The sequence below is a fragment of the Exiguobacterium oxidotolerans JCM 12280 genome (assembly GCF_000702625.1).
In the GTDB taxonomy this organism is placed as follows: domain Bacteria; phylum Bacillota; class Bacilli; order Exiguobacteriales; family Exiguobacteriaceae; genus Exiguobacterium_A; species Exiguobacterium_A oxidotolerans.
Map to the genome: position 1 here is coordinate 633,144 of NZ_JNIS01000001.1, position 14,293 is coordinate 647,436.

The 14,293-nt window shown below is 44.9% G+C and carries 12 protein-coding genes; 3 read left to right on the forward strand and 9 right to left on the reverse strand.

Translation table 11 applies throughout. The features are described 5' to 3' along the window. Positions 1 to 16 precede the first annotated feature (16 nt). The 7 genes from P403_RS0103330 to P403_RS0103360 all read right to left on the reverse strand — a co-directional run bounded on the left by P403_RS0103330 (position 17) and on the right by P403_RS0103360 (position 7,041). Complete coding sequence (locus P403_RS0103330) at positions 17 to 772, reverse strand: prepilin peptidase (protein ID WP_029331059.1); 756 nt, start codon at positions 770 to 772, stop codon at positions 17 to 19. A 58-nt stretch (positions 773 to 830) separates the two neighbouring features. Continuing rightward, positions 831 to 1,301, reverse strand: a complete 471-nt coding sequence (locus tag P403_RS0103335; RefSeq protein WP_029331060.1) for a type II secretion system protein — start codon at positions 1,299 to 1,301, stop codon at positions 831 to 833. 133 nt (positions 1,302 to 1,434) lie between these two features. Continuing rightward, complete coding sequence (locus P403_RS0103340; RefSeq protein WP_029331061.1) at positions 1,435 to 2,652, reverse strand: type II secretion system F family protein; 1,218 nt, start codon at positions 2,650 to 2,652, stop codon at positions 1,435 to 1,437. A 4-nt stretch (positions 2,653 to 2,656) separates the two neighbouring features. Then, complete coding sequence (locus tag P403_RS0103345) at positions 2,657 to 3,700, reverse strand: type IV pilus twitching motility protein PilT (RefSeq protein ID WP_029331062.1); 1,044 nt, start codon at positions 3,698 to 3,700, stop codon at positions 2,657 to 2,659. Continuing rightward, positions 3,697 to 5,361, reverse strand: coding sequence for a GspE/PulE family protein (locus tag P403_RS0103350; protein WP_029331063.1), 1,665 nt, complete (start codon positions 5,359 to 5,361; stop codon positions 3,697 to 3,699). The genes P403_RS0103345 and P403_RS0103350 overlap by 4 nt, the downstream gene beginning before the upstream one ends. Positions 5,362 to 5,369: 8 nt before the next feature. Then, positions 5,370 to 5,687 carry a hypothetical protein gene (locus P403_RS0103355; protein WP_029331064.1) on the reverse strand — a complete coding sequence of 106 codons (318 nt, stop codon included), beginning with the start codon at positions 5,685 to 5,687 and terminating at the stop codon, positions 5,370 to 5,372. Positions 5,688 to 5,712: 25 nt separating this feature from the next. Beyond that, positions 5,713 to 7,041, reverse strand: coding sequence for a VanW family protein (locus P403_RS0103360; protein ID WP_084157620.1), 1,329 nt, complete (start codon positions 7,039 to 7,041; stop codon positions 5,713 to 5,715). 175 nt (positions 7,042 to 7,216) lie between these two features. On the opposite strand from P403_RS0103360, the gene P403_RS0103365 reads away from it, so the two are divergent. From P403_RS0103365 to P403_RS0103375, 3 genes are read left to right on the forward strand one after another with little or no spacing between them, the layout of a single operon-like run. Beyond that, the gene (locus P403_RS0103365; protein ID WP_029331066.1) at positions 7,217 to 7,744 is read left to right on the forward strand and encodes a prepilin-type N-terminal cleavage/methylation domain-containing protein; all 528 of its coding nucleotides are present in this window, start codon (positions 7,217 to 7,219) and stop codon (positions 7,742 to 7,744) included. Further along, a complete protein-coding gene (locus tag P403_RS0103370; protein ID WP_029331067.1) occupies positions 7,707 to 8,327 on the forward strand; it encodes a PilW family protein in 621 nt (206 codons plus the stop codon). Before P403_RS0103365 ends, P403_RS0103370 begins: the two co-directional genes overlap by 38 nt. A gap of 18 nt (positions 8,328 to 8,345) precedes the next feature. Continuing rightward, positions 8,346 to 9,941, forward strand: a complete 1,596-nt coding sequence (locus tag P403_RS0103375; protein ID WP_029331068.1) for a type II secretion system protein — start codon at positions 8,346 to 8,348, stop codon at positions 9,939 to 9,941. Positions 9,942 to 9,988: 47 nt separating this feature from the next. Here the strand turns inward: P403_RS0103375 and P403_RS0103380 are convergent, their stop codons facing one another. Further along, entirely contained in the window at positions 9,989 to 10,675 is a 687-nt protein-coding gene (locus P403_RS0103380; RefSeq protein ID WP_029331069.1) for an ankyrin repeat domain-containing protein, read from the reverse strand. Between the two features lie 18 nt (positions 10,676 to 10,693). Then, positions 10,694 to 14,290 carry a GEVED domain-containing protein gene (locus P403_RS0103385; protein ID WP_235195164.1) on the reverse strand — a complete coding sequence of 1,199 codons (3,597 nt, stop codon included), beginning with the start codon at positions 14,288 to 14,290 and terminating at the stop codon, positions 10,694 to 10,696. Between the last annotated feature and the right edge of the window lie 3 nt (positions 14,291 to 14,293).

Sequence of the window (14,293 nt, forward strand, 5' to 3'; positions counted from 1 at the left end):
GTAGGTTCGTCCTTTCTCATAAGAACAGATCGAGGTATAACGTCACCCAATCGTCCGCGAAATAATAAGTGAGTAATGTCCCGATCGCAATCGACGGGACGAAGGGAATCGGTTGCTTGCGTTCGACGCGCTTCAATCCGAGCAGTGTCAGTCCAATGATGGAACCGACAAATGCCGAGACGAATAAGGCAATCACGACGTCAAGTGGTCCGAGGAAAATCCCGAGTAAACCAAACAGTTTGACGTCCCCTGCGCCCATCCCTTGACGAGATGCGAGAAAGATTGCAAACAACAAACTAAAACCGACGATTCCGCCAATAATTGGATTATACCAGTTCTCGTATGGAGAAAGGTAGCGAACTATCAGACTAATCGGTAAAAAGAACAGTAATATTTTATTCGGGACGAGCATGTAGGCAAGATCCGACATGACAAGGATGAACAACAGACTCGTCAAGATAAGCGTCAACACAAATTGCATCGACCATCCGAATTGGTAGAACGCATAGGCGTAAAGCACGCCACCAAGCAGTTCAAGCGCCGGATACTTCGCGGAAATCGGCAGTTGGCAGTCGCGGCATTTTCCGCGTAAGGCGAGATAGCCGAGGACAGGCGTCAGTTCGAGCGCACCAAGGACATGTCCACAGTTCGGACAATGCGACCGGGGACGGACGATCGATTCCCCAAGCGGAATCCGCAGACCGACGACGTTCGTGAACGACGTAATTAGCATGCCAATAATGAAAAAATAGACCGTAAAAACGATTGTCATGACCGGGCTCCTTTCTTAAAAAACTTCAGAAAAAAACCCCCGATGTGGGGGCGAGGACTTAAAGCGAGTCTTTATTTAGAGAAACAGTATCATTAAAGTAAACTTTAGCTGTACCAGATCCTTTTTTCTCCATAGTAACTTTATAAATATACTTCCCAGTGTCAGGATCTTTTGAAACGTTAACATATGCCTCTTTGTACTCAGCATCACTATTCATTGGATCCTTCAGAGAATCGATGTACTTCTCCAAAACTTTTTTATCGTTTGTCTCGGTAGATTCATATGATAATTTACCAGACTCGATCGGGTTGCTCGAAACATATAATTTCGCAGCTGAAACTAATTGTTTCGCATTTGCTACTTGCGCATCCTTACGTGAGTTCTCAATCAATCCGCCAATCGCTACTACCGCGATTGCGGCAATAATTCCGAGGATAACGACGACGACGAGTAACTCGATCAACGTCAAGCCACGCTCATCGCGCATTTGTTTTGCATCTAACCAGATTTCTTTTAACCGTTCTAACATTTTAGTATTCCTCCCTAGTGCTTTTTAAGTGTGATGTATAGGTAATACTATCCAGATGATTACTATTATAGTAGCACCATATTTTTTGTGAATAATGTCTTTTTTATACAGCAGGTAAATGTTTTTACAGTTCTTATTCGCCTTGGATGTCGGAATAAATCTTAAACATCGGAACGACGACGGCGATGACGATGACACCGACGATTGCTGCGAGTACGACGATCAGGAGCGGTTCGATGATCGATTTCAAGCGATCCGTCGTCGTTTCGACTTCCGTTTCATAAAAGTCCGCGACTTCTGTCAGCATTGAATCGAGGCGCCCTGACTCCTCACCGATCGCAATCATCTGCGTCACAAGCGGCGGAAAATATTTATTTTTCTCGAGCGGCTCGTGCATCGGAATCCCGCGTGACATCGCTTCGTTTGCGGCAGCGATTCCTTTACGGATGATCCGGTTCGTGACGATCCGTTCCGTAATGTCGAGCGAAGCAAGAATTGGGACCGACGCATTCAGTAACACAGCGAGTCCCCGCGTCATCAAAGCAATCTGTGACTTTTGAATCAATGGTCCGAAGACCGGCAACATCAACAGTAAGCTGTCGAAGATGACCCGTTGTCGTTCATTTTTAAAATTAAAATACAACAGACCGAGCAACCCGAAGGCGACAAGCAACAAAACCCACCAATAAGCGACAAAAAAGTCTGATACGGCAACAACAAGTTTCGTGATTAACGGAAGTTCACTTCCGAGTTGATCGAAGATCGACGCGAACGTCGGGACGACGTTCAACATCAGGAAGACGACGACACCAATCGCGACGATTGAAACGACGGCCGGATAAATCAATGCCGAAATGACTTTCCGTTTAATCTCGTACTGTTTTTGAAGCTGGGTGACGATGTTATCAAGGGCTTCTTCTAAATTCCCACTCGCCTCGCCCGCCATCGCCATGCTGACGAAGAATGTATCAAAGACGCGCGGATGCTTTTCAATTGCTTGCGAAAATTGAATCCCGCTCCGTAAATCATCTTCGACTTCGACGAGTGCCCGCTCGAGCGGCTTCGACTCTGTCTGTTTCCGTAAAATTTCGGTCGCTTTAACGATTGAGACACCGGACCGGACGAGCGTCGCAAATTGACGTGCGTACATGACTAAGTGTTCGATTTTCGGTTTTGCCGTTAAAAATGTGATCTCGGTATTTAAGCCTTTCGATTCTTGTTTCTCAAGTGACGTGACGGCGATTTGTTCTGTCCGGAGACGTTCTGCCGCCTCCCGTTTCGTTAATGCTGTAATCTTACCTTTTTTCCGTTTTCCGGCCATCGTCCGACCTTCATAGATAAATACTGCCATCTGCTCACCCCGATATGTAAGGTGTCGCGGCTGATGCTGGAATCAGTCCCCGACTAACTAAGTCTTGTAAGGCCATTTGCATCGTCTGCATCCCATACTGTTTTCCGGTCTGCAAAACGGATTGAATCTGATATTCCTTACCTGTGCGAATCAAGTTTGAGACGGCTGGTGTCTCGACCATGATTTCAAGCGCCGCGACTCTGCCTGTACCATCGGACCGGGGCATCAAGCGTTGCGAGACGACACCCGCCAGGACATTTGCCAACTGGGCGCGAATTTGATCCTGTTGCTCCGATGGAAAAACATCGATGATCCGACTGACTGTCGAGGCAGCGGTCGACGTATGGACGGTCGCGAAGACGAGATGTCCCGTCTCTGCAGCTGTGACTGCCGTCGAAATCGTCTCCAAGTCGCGCATCTCCCCGAGCAAGATGACGTCCGGATCCTGACGGAGCGCAGAACGTAAGCCACTCGCGAATCGTGGGGCATCAATGCCGATTTCACGTTGGTCAATTAAACTTTTATGATGACTATGTAAGTATTCAATCGGGTCCTCAAGCGTAATGATCCGTTTATACATCGTCTGATTGATTTCGTTGATCATCGCAGCAAGTGTCGTCGACTTCCCTGACCCGGTCGGTCCTGTGACGAGAATCAAGCCATGCGGTTTCGTTAAAAACCGTTTGATGACAGGAGGTAACGATAATTGTTCGAGTGTCGGCACTTCAGTCGGAATCGTTCGAAAAGCCATTGAGAGTGCACCACGTTGATAAAAACAATTGACGCGGTAACGGGCGACACCCGTCACACCAAAGGAAAAGTCGATGTCACGATCTTGTTTAAGCTGCAGGTACATTTCCTCGGTAATCAACGACTGAACGAACCCGTCGATGATGACCGGCTTGAGTTTATCCGTCCCGTAAGCAATCAATGTTCCATTGACGCGAAAGACGGGGGGAGATCCTGCCGTCAAATGGACGTCAGAAGCCCCTTTTTCTTTTGACGATCTGAGAATGTCTTCGATTTGTGCGCGTTCCATCGTACTCATTCTGATATCACCGTCCGTAAGATTTCTTCCGTCGTCGTAATTCCTTGGGCGACTTTCGTCAGTCCATCCGCTAACAAGAACCGTTGACCTTGCGACTTGACGTACATCGTGATTTCGCTTTCCGTCGATTGGTTCATAATCATCCGTCGCAATACTTCATCAATCATGACGACTTCCTGGATCGCGAGTCGCCCCCGGTACCCCGTCATGTTACAAGATGAACAGCCCCGTCCCCGCATGACGGTCGTCGCTTCGATTCCTTCTTGGGCAAACAACTCTTGTTCGCGTTTTGAGAGTGGTTGAACTTCCCCGCAATCGCGACAGACCCGACGGACGAGACGCTGCGCAATCAATCCGGTAACGGACGCCGCGACAAGGAATGGTTCAACACCCATGTCAATCAGACGGGTGATTGAACTGATGGCCGAGTTCGTGTGCAACGTCGACAGGACAAGGTGTCCCGTCAATGAGGCACGGATCGAAATTTCCGCCGTTTCAATATCACGGATCTCCCCGACCATGACGACGTTCGGATCTTGTCGTAAGATCGAGCGTAACCCACTCGCGAACGTCAAGCCGATCTTACTGTTCACTTGAACTTGATTGATGCCGTCGACTTGATACTCAACCGGATCTTCGACCGTAATGATGTTACGGCTCTCATCGTTCAATTCATTCAAGGCCGCATACAATGTCGAGGACTTACCAGACCCTGTCGGTCCAGTAATCAAGATGATGCCGTTCGGTCGTTTCAGCATCTCCCGGAACTGGGATTCATTACGTTCACTAAATCCGATTTTCGAAATCGAGATATTCGAGTTCGAGCTGTCGAGAATCCGGATGACGACTTTCTCACCATAAACGGTCGGAAGTGTCGAGACACGGAAATCGTAGGCGAGACCATTATAGATGTACTTGATCCGTCCATCTTGCGGCAAGCGTGATTCCGTAATGTCAAGTTCACTCATAACCTTGATTCGGGTCGTCAAGATGTTCTGAATTTGTTTCGGGTAGTTGTTCTCTGTCCGCAGCTCCCCGTCAATCCGAATCCGGACCGATAATGACGTTTCTTGCGGGTCCATGTGGATATCGGACGCACGTTGGGAAATTCCGTTCTCAAGAATTTGATTGACGAGGCGAATAATCGGTGCATCTTCGCGCGTCACGACATCCCGGGTTGCGTCCGTCTCCATCATTTCATCGGATTCAAGTAACTCACGCAGTGACGAATCGATATCATAATACTTTAAAATCGTCCGGCGAATTTCGTCACGGGTCGCAATCCCGACTTCAATCATCAACCCGGTCTGCAGACGCAGGTCATCAATCGCAATCAAGTCGAGCGGATCTGCCATCGCGATAAACAGACGATTGCCTTCCCGGTAGACTGGGACGAGTGTGTGCCGCTGGGCAAGCTCTTTTGAAATCAGCTTCGTGACCGCGACATCGACCGGGTAGTTATACAACTGAATGATCGGAATCTTTAACTGGTGGTGAAGTGCTTCGAGTAATTGTTGTTCCGTCAAATGACCGAGACGTAACAGGGCATCGCCTAATTTTTCTGTCGACCGTTTGACCGTCAGTGCTTCATCAATCTGTGATTCTGTCACGAGGCTTTCTTCAAGTAACATCTCCCCGAGACGTTTCCGTTTCATCGCCATTTAATTCGTCACCCTTCCGCGTGCCATGTTTCTTCTTCATCAAGTGCTGTCGGTCGTTGTTGTTGTTTTTCATCCATCGTACTCGTCACCGCAGTCGCCACCAAAAGGGTGACGACATATCCTGCGATGACAAACGGATTCATCATCCAATCGAATTTGACGAGCAGATATAGTGCGACGACGAGCACAAGTGCCGTGACCGAAAGAATAACCTTCGCCCGTGTCGTCGCGATAAATGGAATTTGAACGGCAAACATCAAGCCACAGATAATCGTCGCTAGTCCGACGATGATTCCGAGTTCAACCAATAAATCTGTCCAGTTCATACAATCCCCTCTTTTCTAATCTGAATTAACCGACTGCCGGTTCCGCTGTATCACCTTCGACGGGAGAAGCAGGGTCTCCGTCTGTTGGAGTATCTGGTGTATCGGGTGACGTCGGTGTATCCGGTGATGTCGGTGCATCTGGACCTGTCACATCCGACTCTGGGTCGGTTTGATCCGTCGTATCAGATTCAGCATCAGTCGGATCCGTCTCGTTTTGGTTCTCTTCAGCAGGTGGTGTGACGACCGGGGCTTGCTCCGCTTGACTGCTCTTCGTGACGATTGCCGGTGTTGCTGCATAAAAATCAAGTGCAATCAGGATTTTTTGTTCGCCTTTGTTCGACTTGATGATGCGGTACAGTTCAATCGATGTTCCTTCCGATCCGGATTGTGTATCACTTGTCGTTCCAGCAGATAGCGTCGCTGAATAACGAGTGATCGTCCGATACGGAATTGATTTTTCACCTTCAAGCACTGCTGTGACTGTTTCTTTGAACGGCATTCCCCGTAGTTCAAGCGTCACGTCACTGCCCGTCTTCGTCGCAATGAGTTGATAGCTACTCGCTTGTGTGTTGCGCACTGCAAAATCTGTCTTTTCATCAATTCGGACATCGTAGCCGAGTGTGATATCGTCCGGTAATTGATCGTGTGGCATCCGCTCGACGATTTCAAACGGTGTTTTGGCGAATAACTCATACAATTTACTTCCAATATATGAAGCAGCTACAGGATCCATTCCGTACGTTTTTGTGTTCATCAATTGTCCGGCCTTTAGTTCTACCTGGGTCATGGCTTCGACCATTTGTTCTTCTGCTGCTGATCGTGTCGTAAAGGAAATCGATGAAACGACTTCATCCGTTCCCGTTGCTACGGTCATCGTAGTCGGATCATAGTTTCCTTCTTTTAATTCTTGGCTCATGGTCGTCAGCCACGTCTTGAACTGTGTCGTCTGTTCCGCCGTATAGGCGACCGGTTGCGTCGACAAATAGTCCTCGATTGCGGCGTCATCCATACTTACTGATAACTTGCCCCCTTTTTTTAACGAGGCTGCTTCAATCGCCTGATCCGTTTTAAACGTCACAAGCGTCGTCGGGATCGGAGTCGTCTCTTCGCCTGTTCCCATCGTTAAAGGCGTCATGTTGGACCAGGTCGTAATCGCTTTTTGTACTTTCGGTTTCGCTTCGTCACGCGTCATCCCGCCGACCGGGACGGATGCAATCCGTGCACTGTCAGAGAACTTTTCGCTGACGCTCGCTTGGCCCGTAAAGGAGATGAGCGCGAATGAAGGAACATAGATTAAGACAATCAATAGGACTAAAAGAAGAGTATGTACTGCAAAACGCTTAAGATTTATCATCATCTGTTTCCTTTCCGTTTGAAATAACCATTTCAGGTGTCTAGTATTTCCATTATAATGAATATTATGATGAAACATAAGTCCTAGCTGACAATAACTTTCATCCTACGTAAATACATACCGTTTCTCATTTTTGAACTGATAACTCATATTGAACCGGATAAGAGGTGCATCCATGCAAGACGAGCAACAAGGCTTTTCCTTAATCGAAGTATTAGTCAGCATCACGATTCTTTCGATCATTTCCGTATCACTCATCAGTATTTTTTCACAGTCCTTATCCGCTTCCCGCAAGAGCACGGAGTTGACGTTCGCTAATTATCTGGCGAAGAATGCAACATCTTATATCAAACGAGAAGCATTAGAAGCGACAAGTGATGAACCATTCGCCTTTAGCTCTCTATCTACAGAGGCAAACAAAGCCACTTATCTGAATGGAAACTATGTCATCCCTGAGCCCACGTCTCCTTCTTGTGAACTATCGGCTATTTGCTCATCAATCTTTACTAATCCTGAAATCAATAATATTGCCTTTGATGTCAAATACAGTGTGACACCTCGGAAACTCGAAGGAGTCGTTAATCCGAATCTCCTGGACCTCCATGTATTCGTCTACATAGAAGGAACAACTGAACCGATTACATCATTGAAAGGATCGATTACGAATGCGACGCTCAATCAAAGTTTTCCGACAACAAAATGACGGCTTCTCGCTCGTCGAACTACTCGTCGCCATCGTCATTGCTTCGATTTTCAGTGCTGTCATCTTGACGGTCTTCATCTCGGGGACAAAAAGTTTTCAAGCGACAGGAATCATCAGTGAACTGCGTAGTGAAGCTGATAGTCGAGTTGGTATCATGTTAAACGAAATCAGTGGATTTGATGCGATCCGGGTCGATGAAGCGGAGCAGTTATCATTCTACAAAAAAACACTTCCTACTTTGAATCCTGATACTGGATTACTCGAGCGCGCATCAGGTTTTCAACCATTTAATGCTACAGAAGAGGCTACCTCTTCAAATACGAATGACACGCCGATTCGTTATACATTTGCAGAACAGCGCGTAGATGGAACCGAACTGATATATGAATCCGCTCCACAACCCATCGACGACCAAACTGAATTATTTCAGACATTCACATTATCAAGTCCAGAGTATCAAACAATCAAATCAGGTAATAACAGCAGTCGCTACATCACCCACGGTATTTTAACCATCACGACTAAGATTCAATCAACGGATCAAGAAGAAGTCCAGACCTTCAAAAGTACGATTGGATTTTAACCTAGAAAGGAATACGGTATGCGTAAATCTGAGCAAGGCTATACATTACTTTTTGTTCTTGTCACCTTAACTGTCCTGTCCGTTCTCGCTGTTGCGACGATTGGTATCAGTTTACAGTCGACTCGTCTGACCGAAATTCGTGAAACTGATATCGATGTCGAGACGACGACACAAAATGACCTAGACTTAGCAGTCGCTGCTTTGCAAAAAATAGTTTCCAAGACAACAGGAGATTCTCCAACAACTTCATCTCAGGAAATTTTCAAGAATCTTAACAGTACCGTCATCTTACCGCTAAAATCGATTGTGCCGAATGTAACAGTCACACCCAACAAAGCGGCCTCCAATGTCCGTGTGACAGCACTCGATTTAACAGCAGTCGTCACGAAACAAAAAGGTAATCAACCAGCAATCAAAAAAAGTTATCGTCAACGTGTTTATCTGTCCGCAATTCCTAGTTTTTTGTACTATACGCTTGGCTCTGATAATAAGGTCATCTTAAACGGTGCTCCGTTGATTGAAGGCAACATCTTCTCTCGAAAAGCACTTCAAGCAACCGCAACACCAATTTTTAAATACAACAATGTAGACGGAAAATATACGAATACAAAAGCGTTACCCTACGTAGCAGGTCAAGTACGTGTCTTTCAAGAGAAAAATCAACCATTATTGCAATGTGGCGATTATCTCGTATGTGATAAAACGATTTTTGATCCTAAAGGTGAGACAGAATTAGTAGCGACAAAAGAAACACTCGTACCATTCGATTTTGAATATGCTTTGAACGATTTCCTGAAGCTACCAACCAATACACCATCTGATCAAATTGTCTCTTCTTTAAAAGACTCTTCCATTCCGCAATTCACATTGGATGGTCCTTTTCTGACAGAACTTGATACGAAGCGACAAATGATCAGTCCAGCATTAAATACAGACAATACCGTGACATTGACAGATGATCTTGTTCAAGAAACACTCGCACCTTTAATCATTGATGGTAATTTAACGATTTCTTCCTTAAATCCGATATCACAACCTCTTGAAATCAAGCGACCTCTCGTCGTTCTTGGCAACTTACTGATTCGAGGAAATGTTGGATTTGCAACGACGATTTATGCAACCGGAACGAGTAGTCTAGACGATGCCAATATTCAAGGTCTTGTTTCCACTTCAAAACAAAATACATTGATTCTGCTCAGTAAAGGAAAGCTCGTCATTAACCGTGTCAATAAATTTTCGACACCTCAAACAGATATACCGGATTTGAATGCTTTTCTATACAGCGATTACAATCAACCAACTACTGATGATAATTTTCCACTCAATACGATTTATGCTGTAGGTTCGACTATGAATGTACGCGGTGGCATTTTTACGAAGGGTAATCTAGAAGTCAACGCCTATCGCGGGAAACTGGATTTACCTGAAAATGCGTTCCCTGCAAATGTAACGGAGCTCGAAAAACTGATGGTCGCTAACAAATCATCTGACATTGAAGCCTCCCGTCTACGCATGGCGTATGATGCGACAGTATTGAAAAACCCGACAGCACTACTTCCGCTCAATCGAGCAGTCCAATTGTATGTTGAAACACCGAAGCGCGTTCAACCGTAACACGCATAAAAAGAGTCATTCGCCAACGACGAATGACTCTTTTTTGATTAGAATTTTGTTGCTCGGTACTGCTTCGCAAGCTGTTTCACTTTTTTATTTTGAACTTCTGCGCCGTTTTGTTGCAACATCATATATAAATCTTTACGGTTTTGTTTGACCGTTTCATAAACAGGCACTTCTTTTCCCTGATTAGGATCGGCGCCCGCATTCAATAACAGTTCGATTGCCGCCTCATTTTGATCCAGTGTGGCATAAAAGAGTGGTGTATGACCAAAGTCGTCAATACGATTGAGCTCTTTTTTAGACGCTTCTTTTATTAAGAGAGCATAGACATCAATCGATCGATTCACACTCGTCGCAACATGAAGAACCGACTGACCTTGTGCATTCAGTTGACTGATCTTTGCACCTTTCGTCAACCATTCAGAAACTGTGCTCAGTGGCGCAAATTGCGCTGCATAAAACCAGTTCCCTTTATTTTTGACGGTCTGTTCATCAAGAAGAAGTTTCGCCTTATCAAAGGCGGGTGCTTCTTGAAAGCGACGAATATAACGATTTTTCTCTTTTGTCGACAACGATGTCTCTTTTAGTGCACTTGCGAGCTGTTCTGGTTTTTCTGAACGTAATCCTTGCTCGAGTGCTGCTTGTTGATTCGCTTTTATGACGTACATCGTTCCCCCGATTCCAATGATGATTAAAATCAAGAGAACGGTAATGATTCGTTTGCGTTTCATAGATGGCGTCCCCACTTCTTAATAAACATCTTCATCCAAGTCTGACGTTCCTGATTCAGAACCAATCGTCACCTTGAATGTCGTCGTTAGTGGTGTTTTTTGATTCTCTTTCATGACTTCGAGCACATCTTTATTCTCTTTTAATGCCGTTACCTTGATACGTGCCACACCTGGACGTAATGGTTGCAATGCTTGTCCTGTCGGATCAATCTTGACGTATTCTTTCCCTTGGAGGACTTCTAAACGATAGAAGCGTTCTGTCGTCGTCACTGGGAACCAGCGCAGAATCGGTGATTTCTTATCATCTTTCATCGTCATTGCGATATCATCAGCAGTCAGATTGAGTGGATTCTCTCGAACACGCACAAGTGTCTTCGCGATTGTGTCTGGGAAATCTTTTAATGTGAGTGACGCCTCTACTGGTCCGTTTGGTGTCCCGGATTTACCCGTGATCGTATAGCCCGATGCCGTCTGTTTTAACTCGATAGCGTCACTTACAGTCGAAGTCGTAAATGGTAACGGATAATTCGGATTGAATGTCGCCGTCACGTCTTGATTCGACCCGACCCATAACTCCAGGTTATTTGGTGAGACGGATAGTTCCGGTAACTTGACTTGAATCGTATACGTCGTTGACTGGGCAAGATAAGTCGAGCTTCCGACTGTCGCAGGTACGACCGTTTTAACAGTGATTGTCCCTGGCGTTTTCCCCGTCAACTCTAACGTATTTTTAGTTAATCCACTTGTCGTAACACGCGAATCATTCGTAATGATCCACTGAATCGGCGTGTTGCTTCCCGATACCATCGAAGCAATTCCCGTCATTGACTTTGTTTCACCAACATACAACGTATCTGGTACATTTCGGACGATTAGTCCTCCGAACACATCATTGATGACTAGCTCAGAAGTAGCCGTTAATTCTTTACCGTTTCCGACCGGTACGACTAGTTTAATCTGTGTCGTTCCGACTTTTTTCGGTTTAATGACACCTGCTTCATCAATCGATGCAATTTCTGAATCTACGATCGACCACTTCAATGTGCCGTATTGACTGCCTGAAGGGTTGATTTCTGGTAACACTTTATACGATGGTGTCGTAATATCCATTTTGACAGATGGAATCTTCGCACTTGTCGCAAAGGATGGGGTCAGTGCGTAACCAATCGTCGGAAAAGCTTGTGGATCATTTGCTACAGTTGTTGATTTATCTTTTCCATTCTTTTTATCCCAGACGTTTTTCGTCGATGTCAGCGTATTATCTTTTTTATCAAGTATATGGACTCCCGCTGCATCTTTCGCACGTACTTTGACAGTGAATGTCACTTCCGATTGATTCGCAATCCATTCACCTTTATGAACGCCTTCAATCGCTTCGTCATATTCGATATCCGAGAGTTTCCCTTTGATGGTCTGTCCAGTAATATTCGCTCCAGTCAAACCCGTCGCCGAGAGGATTTCAAGGTTGCTTGGGAATTGCTCGTTAAATAGGATATTTTCCATCGTCACTGAGAATTGTCCCATGATGTATCCATTATTACCGATGGCATCTTTTTGCATCATTGGCGAAGTTTTAACCGTATACGTAATATCTGCTGTTTCTCCTTTTGGAATCGTCGCTGGATCAATCGAGCGTGACAAGACGAATGGTGTAGATGCAGCTGGACGAACGACTTGAACCGTCCGTGTCTCAATTGTTTTGGCCCCCCGTTGATCTTCTGCTTCAATTCGAATCGTCACGCTCGTTTTTCCTTTGAGCTTTGATTCGAAAGATTGACTGACGAACGAGTTGTTTTTCAATTTATTGTTTTCAAAGACTTTCTCATCATCAATATAGATGCGTGTCTTCAGCTCACGATCTTGTAGATCATAGTCGTTGACTTGATACGAGATCGTCAACGGTTCGTTTTCAAGATAACTTGATTTATCCGTCGGTAAGATGTTCTTGATTAAAGGCTTATGGTTCGCACCGATGAAAGCACGGTACATCGTGTTCGAGAATAATTCTTTTTCTTGTTGTTGATTGAAGCTCGAAGTATGCCCTGCTCCTGAATACGTAACGTTTCCTTTTGTATACATATAGTAATGATTGCGTGCATCGCCAATCGTTCGACCTGCTGCCTGATTCGAACTACCGAGGTTATTTTCACGGATGTTATACCATGGAATCAAATCTGGTTGCTCGAGATCCAAACCAAAGTATTGATTGTGTGTCGTTGCGATGGCGACAGTATCGGCCAATGCAAATGGATAGGAAGTCATAACACCAGAATTCTGTTTGACTGCTTGACCAGATGTTCGAGGGGCCGAATACCCCATATTCGTAAAGTTCTTTTGACCAGCGAGATCTGCGAACTTCGTTTCCCAGAATAGTTCTGGCTTACTAGATTGAGCCGGTCTAAAGATCGTGTCGTGTGTCAACATTAGTCCTTGACCCGTATTCGTGAAATTTAAGATAGCATTGGATGCGCCGTCCGTTAAAGCAGCCGCACCATAGGAATCTTGGAATCCGAAAATCAACATGTCATAATTCGTATTTAAGTTCTTATTGGCATACGTAAGATTAAAATCCGTTGCTGACAAAACTTCAACATTAAAATCGTATAATCCATCTTGTTTTAACAATGAGCCTGACATGAATCCATTGATGGAGCCGGTTGAGCCTGAGCGTGTAACTTGCAAAATTTTTGCTTTTGCTTCTTGGTCCTGCATCAGAAAGCTTCCAGTCTTATAGTCTGTCAATCTTTTTCCTTCTTCATTAATTACTCGAATCATCCAATTCCGTGGTCCCGTATAACTAGGTGCACTAAAACGATACGATAATGAGCCCGAATCCGTTGCTACCGTCTTGTCGACTTTCTCTGACTCATCAAATTGATCATTACTGTCAAAGTCAATGTACAAATATACAATTGTATTAGCTGCTGTTTGATCAAGTGTAAAATTAAAATCAATTGATTTGTCTGGTGAAGCGGGTGCCGCTTTATCTACCGATGTTAATGCAAGACCAGCCTGGGAAACCGCCACTTTGCTTAATCGAGGTCGCTTAACTTTTTCTGCCTGCAGTTGAAGGACTGCCTGTTTTATATCCGTATATTTAATTGCACCATCAGATATAATGCTCGGTTCAAAAATCGAAGTGAAATTACTCGTAGCATGTGTAAATACATCAGAATGGAAAAATACTGGTAATTTTTTTTGGATATAGTTCGTCAGAATCTCGTTTGCTTTTAATTTCGTGATATCATTCTCGATTTTACTTGTATTATGCATTTTTGAGGTGTCGGATACTTTCACTGAATACCGATCTTCTCCCGTAAATACAGACGGATCAAAGACAATGGCATCAAAGGCGCCATCTAATGGAAAACGAGACGCATTCAACTCCTTGACCGTCATCATCTTGATTTCAAAGCGTGCTGGATCAAGCCCTGTCAATAACGACGTAATTTTAGTTCCCGGATCAATCCGGTTCGTCGTCGACCAGTCATCACGAATCTCTAAAATTTTAAATTTTTCACCGGTTGCCGCTTTTGAATGTGGCTCATGTATATACGTAAAACTTGAAAAAATCAGTAAGATGGCTAAGGCTAGACGGACCCACTGTTTCATCATTTA

Coding starts and splice junctions, on each gene's coding strand:
- P403_RS0103335 (WP_029331060.1), bottom strand. CDS start 1,301: ATGTTAGAACGGTTAAAAGAAATCTGGTTAGATGCAAAACAAATGCGC.
- P403_RS0103385 (WP_235195164.1), bottom strand. CDS start 14,290: ATGATGAAACAGTGGGTCCGTCTAGCCTTAGCCATCTTACTGATTTTT.
- P403_RS0103340 (WP_029331061.1), bottom strand. CDS start 2,652: ATGGCAGTATTTATCTATGAAGGTCGGACGATGGCCGGAAAACGGAAA.
- P403_RS0103350 (WP_029331063.1), bottom strand. CDS start 5,361: ATGGCGATGAAACGGAAACGTCTCGGGGAGATGTTACTTGAAGAAAGC.
- P403_RS0103375 (WP_029331068.1), top strand. CDS start 8,346: ATGCGTAAATCTGAGCAAGGCTATACATTACTTTTTGTTCTTGTCACC.
- P403_RS0103345 (WP_029331062.1), bottom strand. CDS start 3,700: ATGAGTACGATGGAACGCGCACAAATCGAAGACATTCTCAGATCGTCA.
- P403_RS0103355 (WP_029331064.1), bottom strand. CDS start 5,687: ATGAACTGGACAGATTTATTGGTTGAACTCGGAATCATCGTCGGACTA.
- P403_RS0103360 (WP_084157620.1), bottom strand. CDS start 7,041: ATGATAAATCTTAAGCGTTTTGCAGTACATACTCTTCTTTTAGTCCTA.
- P403_RS0103365 (WP_029331066.1), top strand. CDS start 7,217: ATGCAAGACGAGCAACAAGGCTTTTCCTTAATCGAAGTATTAGTCAGC.
- P403_RS0103330 (WP_029331059.1), bottom strand. CDS start 772: ATGACAATCGTTTTTACGGTCTATTTTTTCATTATTGGCATGCTAATT.
- P403_RS0103370 (WP_029331067.1), top strand. CDS start 7,707: ATGCGACGCTCAATCAAAGTTTTCCGACAACAAAATGACGGCTTCTCG.
- P403_RS0103380 (WP_029331069.1), bottom strand. CDS start 10,675: ATGAAACGCAAACGAATCATTACCGTTCTCTTGATTTTAATCATCATT.